The sequence below is a fragment of the Priestia sp. YIM B13552 genome, assembly GCF_042787775.1.
Taxonomy (GTDB): domain Bacteria; phylum Bacillota; class Bacilli; order Bacillales; family Bacillaceae_H; genus Priestia; species Priestia megaterium_E.
In genome coordinates this window covers 865,617-877,704 of record NZ_JBHZOU010000002.1, presented here as the reverse complement: position 1 = coordinate 877,704, position 12,088 = coordinate 865,617, and the positions used below count along the sequence as shown (strand labels likewise).

At 37.7% G+C, this 12,088-nt stretch carries 15 protein-coding genes; 13 read left to right on the top strand and 2 right to left on the bottom strand.

Features of this window, described 5'->3' with window-relative positions; all coding sequences use genetic code 11:
- Nucleotides 1–22: 22 nt before the first annotated feature.
- The 6 genes from ACFX40_RS10625 to ACFX40_RS10600 all read left to right on the top strand — a co-directional run bounded on the left by ACFX40_RS10625 (nt 23) and on the right by ACFX40_RS10600 (nt 5,972).
- Nucleotides 23–1,285, top strand: a complete 1,263-nt coding sequence (locus tag ACFX40_RS10625; protein WP_013059281.1) for a peptidase U32 family protein — start codon at nt 23–25, stop codon at nt 1,283–1,285.
- Between the two features lie 7 nt (nt 1,286–1,292).
- Nucleotides 1,293–1,928: a uridine kinase gene (gene udk, locus ACFX40_RS10620; RefSeq protein ID WP_013059280.1), complete on the top strand. Its 636-nt coding sequence runs from the start codon at nt 1,293–1,295 to the stop codon at nt 1,926–1,928.
- Between the two features lie 218 nt (nt 1,929–2,146).
- Nucleotides 2,147–2,623 (top strand): transcription elongation factor GreA, encoded by a 477-nt coding sequence (greA, locus tag ACFX40_RS10615; RefSeq protein WP_013059279.1) that lies wholly within the window; start codon nt 2,147–2,149, stop codon nt 2,621–2,623.
- 119 nt (nt 2,624–2,742) lie between these two features.
- Entirely contained in the window at nt 2,743–3,300 is a 558-nt protein-coding gene (locus ACFX40_RS10610; RefSeq protein WP_028410598.1) for an isochorismatase family protein, read from the top strand.
- Nucleotides 3,301–3,422: 122 nt separating this feature from the next.
- A complete protein-coding gene (locus ACFX40_RS10605; RefSeq protein ID WP_377254903.1) occupies nt 3,423–5,189 on the top strand; it encodes a peptidoglycan D,D-transpeptidase FtsI family protein in 1,767 nt (588 codons plus the stop codon).
- Nucleotides 5,190–5,306: 117 nt separating this feature from the next.
- A complete protein-coding gene (locus ACFX40_RS10600) occupies nt 5,307–5,972 on the top strand; it encodes a YrrS family protein (RefSeq protein WP_028410600.1) in 666 nt (221 codons plus the stop codon).
- Between the two features lie 12 nt (nt 5,973–5,984).
- Here ACFX40_RS10600 and ACFX40_RS10595 read toward each other — a convergent pair whose 3' ends face one another.
- On the bottom strand, nt 5,985–6,200 hold the full coding sequence (locus ACFX40_RS10595; protein WP_014458162.1) for a YrzA family protein: 216 nt from the start codon (nt 6,198–6,200) through the stop codon (nt 5,985–5,987).
- Nucleotides 6,201–6,338: 138 nt separating this feature from the next.
- On the opposite strand from ACFX40_RS10595, the gene ACFX40_RS10590 reads away from it, so the two are divergent.
- The 6 genes from ACFX40_RS10590 to ACFX40_RS10565 all read left to right on the top strand — a co-directional run bounded on the left by ACFX40_RS10590 (nt 6,339) and on the right by ACFX40_RS10565 (nt 10,736).
- The gene (locus ACFX40_RS10590; protein ID WP_377254900.1) at nt 6,339–6,980 is read left to right on the top strand and encodes a class I SAM-dependent methyltransferase; all 642 of its coding nucleotides are present in this window, start codon (nt 6,339–6,341) and stop codon (nt 6,978–6,980) included.
- A gap of 17 nt (nt 6,981–6,997) precedes the next feature.
- Nucleotides 6,998–7,693 carry a 5'-methylthioadenosine/S-adenosylhomocysteine nucleosidase gene (gene mtnN, locus ACFX40_RS10585; protein WP_028410602.1) on the top strand — a complete coding sequence of 232 codons (696 nt, stop codon included), beginning with the start codon at nt 6,998–7,000 and terminating at the stop codon, nt 7,691–7,693.
- Nucleotides 7,694–7,834: 141 nt separating this feature from the next.
- Entirely contained in the window at nt 7,835–8,758 is a 924-nt protein-coding gene (locus tag ACFX40_RS10580) for a PLP-dependent cysteine synthase family protein (protein WP_028410603.1), read from the top strand.
- 1 nt (nt 8,759) lies between these two features.
- Nucleotides 8,760–9,893, top strand: coding sequence for a bifunctional cystathionine gamma-lyase/homocysteine desulfhydrase (locus ACFX40_RS10575; protein WP_028410604.1), 1,134 nt, complete (start codon nt 8,760–8,762; stop codon nt 9,891–9,893).
- An 81-nt stretch (nt 9,894–9,974) separates the two neighbouring features.
- Nucleotides 9,975–10,205, top strand: a complete 231-nt coding sequence (locus tag ACFX40_RS10570; RefSeq protein ID WP_013059270.1) for a YrhC family protein — start codon at nt 9,975–9,977, stop codon at nt 10,203–10,205.
- Nucleotides 10,206–10,595: 390 nt separating this feature from the next.
- Nucleotides 10,596–10,736 (top strand): YrzI family small protein, encoded by a 141-nt coding sequence (locus ACFX40_RS10565; protein ID WP_014458165.1) that lies wholly within the window; start codon nt 10,596–10,598, stop codon nt 10,734–10,736.
- Between the two features lie 169 nt (nt 10,737–10,905).
- Here the strand turns inward: ACFX40_RS10565 and sigK are convergent, their stop codons facing one another.
- Nucleotides 10,906–11,634: an RNA polymerase sporulation sigma factor SigK gene (sigK, locus tag ACFX40_RS10560; protein WP_028410605.1), complete on the bottom strand. Its 729-nt coding sequence runs from the start codon at nt 11,632–11,634 to the stop codon at nt 10,906–10,908.
- A gap of 216 nt (nt 11,635–11,850) precedes the next feature.
- Between sigK and ACFX40_RS10555 the strand changes: the two genes are divergently transcribed.
- On the top strand, nt 11,851–12,000 hold the full coding sequence (locus ACFX40_RS10555; RefSeq protein ID WP_013085077.1) for a hypothetical protein: 150 nt from the start codon (nt 11,851–11,853) through the stop codon (nt 11,998–12,000).
- Nucleotides 12,001–12,088 lie beyond the last annotated feature (88 nt).

Genomic DNA, 12,088 nt, shown 5'->3' with positions numbered 1-12,088 from the left:
ATAAACAAAGGAGGTACAAACGATGGCTGTTCAAATCGATACTGTAGTAGAAGGTAAACGAGTTATTACTAAGAAGCCTGAGTTGTTAGCTCCAGCCGGTAACCTTGAAAAATTAAAAGTTGCCGTACACTATGGAGCAGATGCTGTGTTTATCGGAGGAAAAGAGTTTGGCCTTCGTTCAAATGCAGATAACTTTACATTTGAAGAAATGGCAGAAGGTGTTCAGTTTGCAAACAAATACGGCGCACGTATTTATGTTACAACAAACATTTTTGCTCATAATGAAAATATGGACGGACTTGAAGATTATTTAATGGGATTAGAGCGCGCTGGTGTTTCTGGAATCATCGTAGCTGATCCGTTAATTATCGAAACCTGTCGACGCGTTGCACCTAAGCTTGAAGTACATTTAAGTACGCAGCAATCACTTTCAAACTGGAAAGCCGTTCAGTTCTGGAAAGAAGAAGGATTAGAACGTGTTGTACTTGCTCGTGAAACGGGTGCTGAAGAAATGCGCGAAATGAAAGAAAAAGTGGATATTGAAATTGAAGCTTTTATTCACGGAGCGATGTGTATTGCTTATTCAGGCCGCTGTGTGCTAAGTAATCATATGACAGCGCGAGATTCAAATCGCGGAGGCTGCTGTCAATCATGCCGTTGGGACTATGATTTATTTAAAGTAGAAGACGGTAAAACGGAAACGGCTTTATTTGATGAGCAAGACGATCCGTTTGCAATGAGTCCAAAAGACTTAAATTTAATTCAATCTATCCCTCAAATGATTGAGCTGGGTATTGATAGCTTAAAAATTGAAGGACGTATGAAGTCGATTCACTATATCGCAACAGTGGTGAGCGTATATCGCAAGGTGATTGACGCATACTGTGCAGATCCTGAGAATTTTGTGATTCAAAAAGAATGGCTTGATGAGCTAGACAAATGTGCAAACCGCGATACGGCTCCTGCCTTTTTTGAAGGAGTTCCTGGAGTGGATGAGCAAATGTTTGGCGTACACGGCAAGAAAACAAAATTTGATTTTGCTGGTTTAGTATTGAACTATGATGAAGAAACAAGCATCGTGACATTGCAACAGCGTAACTATTTTAAACCGGGAGAAGAAGTGGAATTTTTCGGTCCGGAAATTAAAAACTTTACGCAAAAAATAGATAAAATTTGGGACGAAGATGGCAATGAACTAGATGCTGCGCGTCATCCGCTGCAAATTGTGAAATTTAAAGTGGACCAACCTCTATTTTCATATAACATGATGCGAAAGGGGATTTAAATATAAAATGGGGAAAAAGCCCGTTGTAATCGGTATCGCTGGTGGATCCGGTTCTGGTAAAACAACTGTAACCAAAGCTATTTATGAATATTTTAAAGGGCATTCTATTATGCTTCTTGAGCAAGACTATTATTATAAAGATCAAAGCGATGTACCGTTTGAACAGCGTTTGCAAACAAACTACGATCATCCTTTAGCATTTGATAATGATTTGCTGATTGAACACTTGCAAAACTTATTAAATTATGAGAGCATTGACAAACCGGTATATGATTATGCAATTCATACGCGTTCTGAGAAGGTAATTAGAGAAGAACCAAAAGATGTTATTATCTTAGAAGGTATTCTTGTACTAGAAGATCAGCGCTTGCGTAATTTAATGGATATCAAGCTATACGTAGATACAGATGCGGATCTTCGTATCATTCGTCGTATGCTTCGTGATATTAAAGAACGAGAGCGTACGCTTGAGTCAGTTGTTGATCAATACGTATCTGTCGTTCGCCCGATGCATAATCAGTTTGTTGAACCAACAAAACGCTATGCAGATATTATCATTCCTGAAGGCGGTCAAAACCACGTAGCGATTGACTTGATGGTCACTAAAATTCAAACAATTCTTGAACAAAATGCCATTTTATAATAACATAGCATAGATGCAGGAATTTTTTTGAAGACAATGCAGACATATTCTGCTAACTAAACACAAACATTATAAAGAATAGAGAAACGAGCAGCTTCTGTTTTGAAGCTGTCATTTCTCTATTAACTGATTTTTCCACAGAGTGGAAAATTTTTTGTACATACAGAAATGGACTGTATACACTAGAGATTTTGAGTTCAAGAAGGAGTGAAGGGATTATGGCACAAGAAAAAGTATTTCCAATGACAGAAGAAGGAAAGCTAAAGCTAGAGCAAGAGCTAGAATATTTAAAAACAGTAAAACGTAAAGAAGTTGTAGAGCGTATCAAAATTGCCCGCAGTTTTGGAGATTTATCGGAGAACTCTGAGTACGATTCTGCAAAAGACGAGCAGGCTTTCGTAGAAGGCCGTATTACAACGCTTGAAAATATGATTCGCAATGCGAAAATTATTGAAGAAGATGTAGAAAATTCTTCTATTGTATCATTAGGTAAATCTGTAACATTTGTAGAGTTGCCAGATGGTGACGAAGAAACGTATACAATTGTAGGTAGTGCAGAAGCAGATCCGTTTGAAGGGAAAATTTCAAATGATTCGCCAATTGCTAAAAGTCTAATGGGCAAACAAATTGGAGATCAAGTAACTGTTCAAACTCCTGGTGGAGATATGTCAGTGAAAATTGTATCTGTTAAGTAAAACATCTGGTTGGAAGCGTTCTACTGAATGCTCGTAAGTAAAAAAGCTGACACGCGTCAGCTTTTTTTATATGATTTTAAAAAACGGAGAGAATAGAAAAGATATGTAAGAAAGGAAAGATGAAGATGAAAGATATCGATTTTACTAAAACAGCGCTTGTTTTAATTGATTTACAAAAAGGGATTGTTCCAATTGGAGGAGACGAAATTGTGGAGAAATCTGTTCAGCTTGTGAATCGTTTCCGCGAACAAAATGGATTTATTAGTTTTGTACGAGTAGATTTTCAAGATGGAAAAGATGCGTTGACGCCAGAAACGGATCAAAAGCCATCTGCTCCTCAAGAAAGACCTGCAGACTGGGCGGAATTCGATCCAAGACTTAATGTTCAAGAGAATGATTACATTGTGACAAAACGTCAGTGGGGAGCCTTTTTTGGGACAGATTTAGACCTTCAGCTTCGCCGAAGAGGAATTGATACAATTGTCCTTTGCGGAATTGCAACAAATATTGGTGTAGAAAGCACAGCTCGTGAAGCATTTCAGTATGGGTATAACCAAATTTTTATCACGGATGCCATGGCGACATTTACAAAAGAAGAGCATGAAGCAACTCTTTCTTACATCTTTCCGAAAATAGGAAAGCTAAGAACAACTCAACAATTTTTAACAGAAAATTAATAATAAAAACTTGCTGAATCAGCAAGTTTTTTTGTGAAATGAAAAAAAGAATGAATATTTCTTAAGATAATGGTTTTAAAAGTAATGGCAACGTCGACACTTGTAAAGAGTGAGGTGTAGTCATGAAAATAATTCACAAGCGAATTTATATTACTCTTATTTTTATTTTATTATTAATTAGTGGACTGGGAGCACGGCTTGTTCAACTTCAGCTTGTCAGCACAGAATCTTTTACTGACAAAAAGATTAACTTAATTGAAGGAAGCGTAAAACAGCGTACGCAGGAAATGGTGGTAGATGACGGGCGAGGGAAATTTGAAGATAAAAATGGACAGTCTTTAACATCTATCACGCACAATCGCTTAGTCTTGTTTCCATTTTTAGAAAAAATGAAGTGGCCTGTTCAGCAAGTAAGTGAAATCGTGGGAATGCAACCAAAGGAACTAACGAATAGACTAGCGAATGCTAAAACACCGGTTGTTATTACAAAAGAGTTATCCCATGCACAAGTCGAAAAAATAAATGCATTAAAGGTGCCTGGCGTATTTGGAATTCCTCTAAAAGATGAGCGTCCAGTTCCTCTTGCTGAACATTTAATCGGACTAGAGGCACAAAGCAAACAAATAATTGAAGAGAAGTATAGTGACAAATTGAAAAATGGAGCAATTAAATCAACTACGCCTGTAGGTATCTCAGGGATGCAGAGGGCTTTTGACGAGTTTTTGCTGCCTGAACAGGAGTCTAAGCTCCTTTATCATGTTGATCGCCTAGGTGGGCCTATGTTTGGCATCGATGTAAAGTACACGGGTACAGCTAACCCTTATTATCCAGTCAGTGTGCGTACGACGCTTGATTTGTCTGCTCAGGAGCTAGTGGAGAATACATTAAATCATTATAAGTTAAAAGACGGAGGAGCCGTCTTAATTGATATAAAAAGCAATAAAGTAATTGCGATGGCCAGCAGGCCTTCGATTAATAAGAAAGATCCATTTAAAAAGCAAAACGGTTCAGACAGCGTAGAAAATCGTTTGCTGACGCCACAAACTCCTGGATCTATATTTAAAACCGTAACAGCAGCTGCAGCGCTTGAACAAAATAAAATTCAGCCTTCTTTGACCTATAACTGCGATAAAAGTATTTATGGCAATAATGTAGAAGAAGATCATCAAAAAGGGCAGCTGACGTTTGAAGAAAGCTTCGCGCAAAGTTGTAATGCAACGTTTGCCCAGCTAGCAAAAGAAATGATAATATCTAATCCGAATATCCTTGAACAATATGCTGATAAGTTAGGACTTATTCAGCCTGTAGGATGGACGGGCGATGTGTTTCACTTTGAACATTTCAAGCAGTTTTCAGGAGAAAAATCGGGAAGAATATGGACAAATGCAAGAGAAAAAAAAGTACCAAATGCTGTAGGGCAAACGGCAATTGGACAGCTTGATGTAAAAGTGACTCCGCTTGCAGTAGCAAATATGATGGCGTCAATTGCACGCGGAGGAGAAAAGAAACAGGTAAAAGCTGTAGATGCGCTAGAGTATAAAAACAATACGTCATTGTATACATTTAAAGAGCATGAGTTAAAAGGAGATACCATTAATAAAGCCACAGCTGCTTCTATGCAGCAGCTTTTAAAAGGTGTCGTACAGAGCGAAAAAGGAACAGGAAGAAGATTTCAAACGCTTCCTTATGAAGTGGCAGGAAAGTCAGGAACTGCTGAAATCAATGTGAAAGACGATATCGTCAATAAATGGTTTGCGGGTTACTTTCCTGCAGATAATCCAAAATATGCAATGGTAGTAGTGGATTTAAATACAAAAAGTGCGATATCTCCCACAAACAGCGTATTTTATGATATTGTTAAAGGGATGTATGACTTAAATACACGTTAAAATAAGAAGAATTTGTAAAAAATATTACAAATATACTTCAAATAAATTTTGATGCTTCATGTATAAGAAAACACATGTTAGAATAAAGCATTATAAAAGTTGGAGGAAATTGTAGCAATGAATAACAATCGTTCTTCAAGACACGAAAACAAAGAAAAAAAAGTAAACCGATTATATAATCTGTTAATTGCTGTCGTAGCAGTTTTAATTGTATTTGTCGGTGGTACGATGATTCTTGGAAACAAGGATAAATCGGATAACCAAGCGGAAACAACTCAAAACAATCCGCAAACAAATGACCAAAAAACGGACAAGACGGCTAAAAAAGACGATGATTCTTCGAAAGAGGATCAAGCGACAGATGATCAAGCAACGGACGATCAAAGTTCCGAAGATGACCAAAGCTCTGAAGATGATCAAGCAACAGATGAAGAATCAAACGACTCAGATTCCCAGGCTGAAGTAGAGAAAAATCCAGAGCCTGGCGTGGCAGAACGCAAGGTAGATCCTTCATGGGATTCAGTAGGTACATCACAAGATGCACCTGCAGCAACATATAAAAAAGGATCAACGGATTGGAACGAAATGCTAAAAGCTGTAGGCGAAGGGTCAGGCATTAGTCCAAGCAATATGACCGTATGGCGTTTAGGGAATAACGGTGGCGTAGGTAAAGCCGTAGCTACGGTTAGTCCTAAAGGCAACTCTTCAACAAAATACCGCGTTCAAATTGAATGGGTAGATGGAGAAGGCTGGAAGCCCGCGGTAGTGGATAAGCTTCAATAAAAAAGCAGCGCGCTAGCGCTGCTTTTTTATTTTGAAATGAACAACTGCAGAGTACAGTTTTTTACCTTGTTCATAGTCCACAGACATTTGATGAGATACGCTGTGCACCTCAAGCAATATCGCTTTATTTTGATCAATTTTTTCAGCAATTTGTTTTTCAAGCACTTTAACATCAGGCGCTTCAAAAAATTCTATTTTATCTTCAATCATTTCAAATTCAAAGTTCATCTTACGACCTCCTTACCTCATTACTATAGTATAGCAAATAGAAAGTTAAAAGCTTAAAATATTTGTAAATGAAGAACAAACGATAGCTAAAAACATACTATATCCATAAGAATTATTAGTTATGAGGAGGCGTTTTTTATGGGGCTAGAGTTTTTAGATATCTTTGAAAAGTGGGCGAATGAGTATGATGCATCGGTAGGCGGGAAAGATGAACAGTATAGAGAAGTGTTTCGCAATTATAATGAAATCTTAGAATATGTAGCAGACCGTTCAATAGGGCATGTGATAGAATTTGGAACAGGGACTGGAAATCTAACAAAAAAACTGTTAGAAAAAGAACTGACTGTAGTAGGAATTGAACCTTCAGTACCAATGAGACAATTGGCACACCAGAAATTAGGGGCAGATGTTTTAGTCACACCAGGAGACTTTTTACAATTTGATACATCATTGTTTCCAGCAGAGAGCTTAGTTAGTACGTATGCTTTTCATCATTTAACAGATAAAGAAAAAGAAGAAGCTGTGATAAACTATGGAAAGTTACTTCAAAGCGGTGGTAAAATAGTGTTTGCTGATACAATGTTTGAAACAGCGGATTCATTTGCTGATACCATTGTTCAGGCAAAACAAAAAGGATATACGCAACTAGCAGAAGATCTAGAGAGGGAATACTATACAACGATTCCCGTCTTAAAGCAAATCTTTGAAAGCAATGGTTTTCACATAACCTTTACACAATTTAATCACTTTGTGTGGGTATTGGAGGCAACGAAACAATAGTAGAAAGAGGTTTTAAAATGAAAGTAGCAATCATTGGAGCAATGGAAGAAGAAGTGACGATTTTACGCGATAAAATTGAGAATCGTCAAGAAACAGTAATCGCAGGATGTGAATACTCAACAGGAACAATCAGCGGTGTGGAGGTTGTATTATTAAAATCAGGTATTGGAAAAGTAAATGCTGCGTTATCTACAGCCATCTTACTAGAGAAGTTCAAACCTGATTACGTTATTAACACAGGATCAGCAGGCGGCTTCCATCCAGAGTTAAACGTAGGGGATGCGGTTATTTCAACAGAAGTTCGTCATCATGATGTAGATGTAACGGTATTCAACTATGAATACGGTCAAGTGCCAAACTTGCCTGCAGCTTTTAAAGCAGATGATAAACTAGTTCATCTTGCTGAAGAAAGCGCTCTTGAAGTAACGGATATGAAAATTGTAAAAGGACTAATTGCTACAGGAGATTCGTTCATGAACGATCCTGTGCGCGTAGAGTTTGTTCGCTCTAAGTTTCCAGACCTGTATGCAGCCGAAATGGAAGCAGCGGCTGTCGCTCAAGTATGCTATCAATTTGGCGTACCGTTTGTTATTCTTCGTGCTCTTTCTGACATCGCCGGCAAAGAATCAAATGTTTCTTTTGAGCAATTTTTAGAAAAAGCGGCTGTTAACTCAACGAAATTAGTATTGAATTTTATTACAAAATTAAAATAAGCTGTTCGTAAAATATAGAGTTTGTTTTCGTCTACACTCTGCATCGTTTGTCATAACATGGGGTGTAGACTATATTTTTATTTAATTCCGACTTTATTTATAGGTTAAGTTATATTATTCGATAGCGAGGTGTTCAAGATTATGAAGGTAACCAAAAACGTTCATGAATTGATTGGAAACACACCTATGATTGAGATTACACAATTTGATTTACCCAGAGAAATCAGGATATTTGCTAAACTGGAATATGTTAATCCAGGAGGAAGTGTAAAAGATCGCTTAGGAAAAGAACTGCTGCAAGAAGCTCTTAGCTCTGGAAGACTGAAGCGAGGCGGAACGGTGGTTGAGCCTACTGCTGGGAATACGGGGATTGGGCTGGCTTTAGCTGCTCTTCAGCACGAAATAAACGTTATACTATGTGTTCCAGAAAAATTCAGTATTGAAAAACAGCAGCTTATGAAGGCTTTGGGGGCAACGGTGGTTCAAACGCCTACTGAAGCTGGTATGAAAGGTGCTATAAACAAGGCTCAAGAGCTGCTGCGTGAAATACCTGATTCTTATTGTCCTCAGCAATTTGCTAATCCGGCCAATCCTATGACTTATTACAAAACCTTAGGACCAGAAATATATGAACAGCTTGATGGAAAAATCGACGTGTTTGTAGCTGGAGCAGGTACGGGTGGAACATTTATGGGGACAGCAAAATTTTTGAAAGAAAAAAATCCTTTTCTAAAAACAGTCATTGTTGAGCCAGAAGGTTCGATTTTAAACGGAGGGAGATCCGGCCCTCACTTAACTGAAGGAATTGGAATGGAGTTCATCCCTGATTATATGGAGCGGTCTTATTTTAATGCTATTCATACTGTTGAAGATGTTTGTGCTTTTCAAAGAGTAAAAGAGCTGGCTTTAAAAGAAGGTTTACTAGTAGGAAGTTCTTCAGGAGCAGCCTTCGAAGCAGCCCTGCTCGAAGCAAAAAATGCAGAAAAAGGCGCTCATATTGTTACCATTTTTCCCGATAGCAGCGAACGGTACTTAAGTAAAAATATTTACGGTGGAGGAAGATAAGATGAAACGTAAAACACAGTTGATTCATGGCGGAATTGTTGGCGATGAACAGACGGGTGCTGTCTCTGTTCCTATTTATCAAGTGAGCACTTACAAACAAGAGGGAGCTGGAAAACATACGGGATACGAGTATTCGAGAACCGGTAACCCTACACGACACGCCTTAGAAGAACTTATTAAAGAAATTGAAGGAGGGTATGCTGGGTTTGCGTTTGGATCTGGTATGGCAGCTACTACTGCTGTATTCATGCTGTTTAACAGCGGAGATCATGTGTTAATTACAGATGACGTATACGGAGGAACGTACAGAGTGATTACAAAAGTACTGAGCCGTATTGGCATTGAAGCTAGTTTTATTGATACAAGTGACATCGAAAATATTAAGAAAGAAATTCGCCCCAACACAAAAGCTATTTATATCGAGACTCCCACAAATCCTCTCCTAAAAATAACTGACTTGCAGCAGGCTTCTTCAGTAGCTAAACAGCATCATTTACTTACCATCGTTGATAACACATTCAGTACCCCGTATTGGCAAAATCCTATCGAAAAAGGAGCGGATATTGTTCTGCACAGTGCAACTAAGTATCTAGGCGGCCACAGTGACGTTGTAGCAGGGCTAGCCGTTGTGAATTCGCCTAAATTGGCAGAAGACCTTCATTTTATTCAAAATGCGACTGGAGGCATTTTAGGACCCCAAGATTCTTGGCTTTTAATGAGAGGGGTTAAAACATTAGGAATACGAATGGAAGAACATGAATTCAACACTGGGAAAATAGTAGAATTTTTACTTGCTCATCCTGCTGTTACAAAAGTATATTATCCAGGATTAAAAACCCATCCAAACCACCTCATTGCTAAAAAGCAGGCAAGAGGTTTTGGGGGAATGGTTTCTTTTGATGTGGGAAGCGAAGAAAAAGCGGAACAAGTACTGAGCAAAGTCAAGTACTTTACATTAGCAGAAAGTTTAGGAGCCATTGAAAGCCTCATTTCCATTCCTGCCAAAATGACTCACGCTTCTATACCGAGCGACCGACGTAAAGAGCTAGGAATTACAGAGGGATTAATTCGTATTTCTGTAGGTCTTGAAGATGTAGAAGATTTAATTGAAGACTTAGAAGAGGCATTGAAATAAGGGTGGTAAAAATAGGATTTTCGTAGACCTATAGATCTATGATAAAGTAGAGTTATAACATTCTACTGAGAAGGTGATTGTATGAAAGCTCAACACATCAAAGCAAAAATTGAAGATTACAGCCGCTTTATTTACGTCCTTCTAGCCGTAAGTACATTCTTGTACATTGGTGTTATGATTGGCCAAGGTGAAAAAAGTGATATGCAGCTTGGAATAATGGAAGCGATCGTTATTCTTTTTGCCGCCCTTGCCTTTTATTTTAGTTATCAAACTAAAAAACTGAAAAAAGAACTAATGAAAGAAAAAGAATAATAGATATAAAAAGGCGATCATACATCGTCTTTTTTTTATGAGGGTTAAAGAAATAAAAAAATTCCCTATTTTTCAAAAAAACAGTTTACTTTTTGTGAGTCCGTGGATATAATTACCATTGTAAGGAAAATACTTTATTAAAAGGAGGTCGAGTCATATGTTAAGACGTTTATCAGTTATGGATCATCCAGCTTCAACTATGTCCAAAAATCGTCTATATACGTATACTATTCGGCCGTGTTCCTGTATCAAGTAACTTTCTTACCTTGATCATTAAAACACGTTAATTCACCACAGGTGCGAATAGTATCCCTGTGGTTTTTATTATTTTTCAGCCACAGGATGCTTATGCATTACTGTGGCTTTTTTGTGTATAAGGAGGTGATTGTAATGACACTGAACATTTTCTTTTTAACTATTACCATAAAGTCCCGTCAATACTCAGAGGAAGAAATTAAGCATGAACAGTATGTAAGACAATTAGAAGAAGAAATAAAAGACCGCAAGTATGAGTTTTATCGTCATTTCTAATTTGAACAGTGGAAAGGAGTGGATGAATGATGATTAATCAAAAAGGATATATCGTTGTATGGCTGCTTGTGGAGAAAGATTCCACCTAAATGATTAGTAGGGGGAGTAATGATGTGTTTGCTACGGATTATTATTTGGAAACTATTTTAAAAAAGAGCGGAAAGAAGGATTAATTATCCTTCTTTCCGCTCTTTTTTTTCTCTTTTTCGGCTCTGTAAAATTCGTGAAACATTTTCATCAGCGCTCGCTTTTCAATTCGCGAAACGTAACTTCTTGAAATATTTAATTCCTTTGCAATTTCTCGCTGGGTTTTTTCATCCTGCAGATCCAAACCGAAGCGGCCAACAATTACTTCCTTTTCTCGATCATCGAGGATATCGATGTATTCTTTTATTTTTTCTAATTCCATATTTAGTTGAATCATATCAATTACATCGTCTGATTCTGATTTTAATACATCAATCAAACTGATTTCATTTCCTTCTTTATCCTGGCCAATTGGATCATGCAGCGACACATCTTTTTTTGTTTTTTTGAGCGCTCGCAAGTGCATCAATATTTCATTTTCAATACAGCGTGCGGCGTAAGTAGCTAATTTTGTTCCTTTTCCTTGCGAATAACTTTCGATTGCTTTAATTAAACCGATTGTCCCAATTGAAATTAAATCCTCCGCATCCTCTCCCGTATTTTCAAACTTTTTAACAATATGCGCAACGAGTCGGAGATTGTGTTCAATAAGAAGGTTTCGCGCTTCTTGGTCTCCTTGTTCCATTAAAGATAAATATCTCTTTTCTTCAGCAGCAGACAAGGGTTGAGGAAACGCATTGTTTTTTACGTAGGAAACAAGGAAAACCAATTCTTTAAAGAAATAGCCTAGTGCGGTAAATAATGCAGACATCTCTTCACCTCCATAAGGGGATATCAACCTGTGAGAGACTAACATTACACTATATGTAAAAAGAAGGATGTCTTTGCCTGTACGTTTAAAATTCCCCCCGGGGACAAGAGAGTTTGAAAAAGTCCACAGATTTTTCTTTAGAGATAGTTAACAGCCTATACAGAGAAAAAGTATGTACATACGCTAGTAGTAGTTCATAGTGTAAGGAGGGAGAGTATGTACGGTTACGGAGGCTGCTGTTATCCTAATTATCCAGCATACCCATGTGGAGGAGGCTTCGGCTGGGGACTTGGATTGTTGATTGTTCTGTTTGTCCTGTTATTAATTTTCGGAAGCTTCTATTGGTTTTTTAGCTGCTGGTATTAAAAAAACTCATGCATGCGCATGAGTTTTTTTAGATGACATATCCTACCGAATAGAACCATTCATTTTTAAGAATTCTTAAGGAATTTTC

Bases quoted from the DNA above. Each gene is read 5' to 3' on its own strand.
- ACFX40_RS10625 (WP_013059281.1), top strand. From the start codon at position 23: ATGGCTGTTCAAATCGATACTGTAGTAGAAGGTAAACGAGTTATTACT.
- udk (WP_013059280.1), top strand. From the start codon at position 1,293: ATGGGGAAAAAGCCCGTTGTAATCGGTATCGCTGGTGGATCCGGTTCT.
- greA (WP_013059279.1), top strand. From the start codon at position 2,147: ATGGCACAAGAAAAAGTATTTCCAATGACAGAAGAAGGAAAGCTAAAG.
- ACFX40_RS10610 (WP_028410598.1), top strand. From the start codon at position 2,743: ATGAAGATGAAAGATATCGATTTTACTAAAACAGCGCTTGTTTTAATT.
- ACFX40_RS10605 (WP_377254903.1), top strand. From the start codon at position 3,423: ATGAAAATAATTCACAAGCGAATTTATATTACTCTTATTTTTATTTTA.
- ACFX40_RS10600 (WP_028410600.1), top strand. From the start codon at position 5,307: ATGAATAACAATCGTTCTTCAAGACACGAAAACAAAGAAAAAAAAGTA.
- ACFX40_RS10595 (WP_014458162.1), bottom strand. From the start codon at position 6,200: ATGAACTTTGAATTTGAAATGATTGAAGATAAAATAGAATTTTTTGAA.
- ACFX40_RS10590 (WP_377254900.1), top strand. From the start codon at position 6,339: ATGGGGCTAGAGTTTTTAGATATCTTTGAAAAGTGGGCGAATGAGTAT.
- mtnN (WP_028410602.1), top strand. From the start codon at position 6,998: ATGAAAGTAGCAATCATTGGAGCAATGGAAGAAGAAGTGACGATTTTA.
- ACFX40_RS10580 (WP_028410603.1), top strand. From the start codon at position 7,835: ATGAAGGTAACCAAAAACGTTCATGAATTGATTGGAAACACACCTATG.
- ACFX40_RS10575 (WP_028410604.1), top strand. From the start codon at position 8,760: ATGAAACGTAAAACACAGTTGATTCATGGCGGAATTGTTGGCGATGAA.
- ACFX40_RS10570 (WP_013059270.1), top strand. From the start codon at position 9,975: ATGAAAGCTCAACACATCAAAGCAAAAATTGAAGATTACAGCCGCTTT.
- ACFX40_RS10565 (WP_014458165.1), top strand. From the start codon at position 10,596: ATGACACTGAACATTTTCTTTTTAACTATTACCATAAAGTCCCGTCAA.
- sigK (WP_028410605.1), bottom strand. From the start codon at position 11,634: ATGTCTGCATTATTTACCGCACTAGGCTATTTCTTTAAAGAATTGGTT.
- ACFX40_RS10555 (WP_013085077.1), top strand. From the start codon at position 11,851: ATGTACGGTTACGGAGGCTGCTGTTATCCTAATTATCCAGCATACCCA.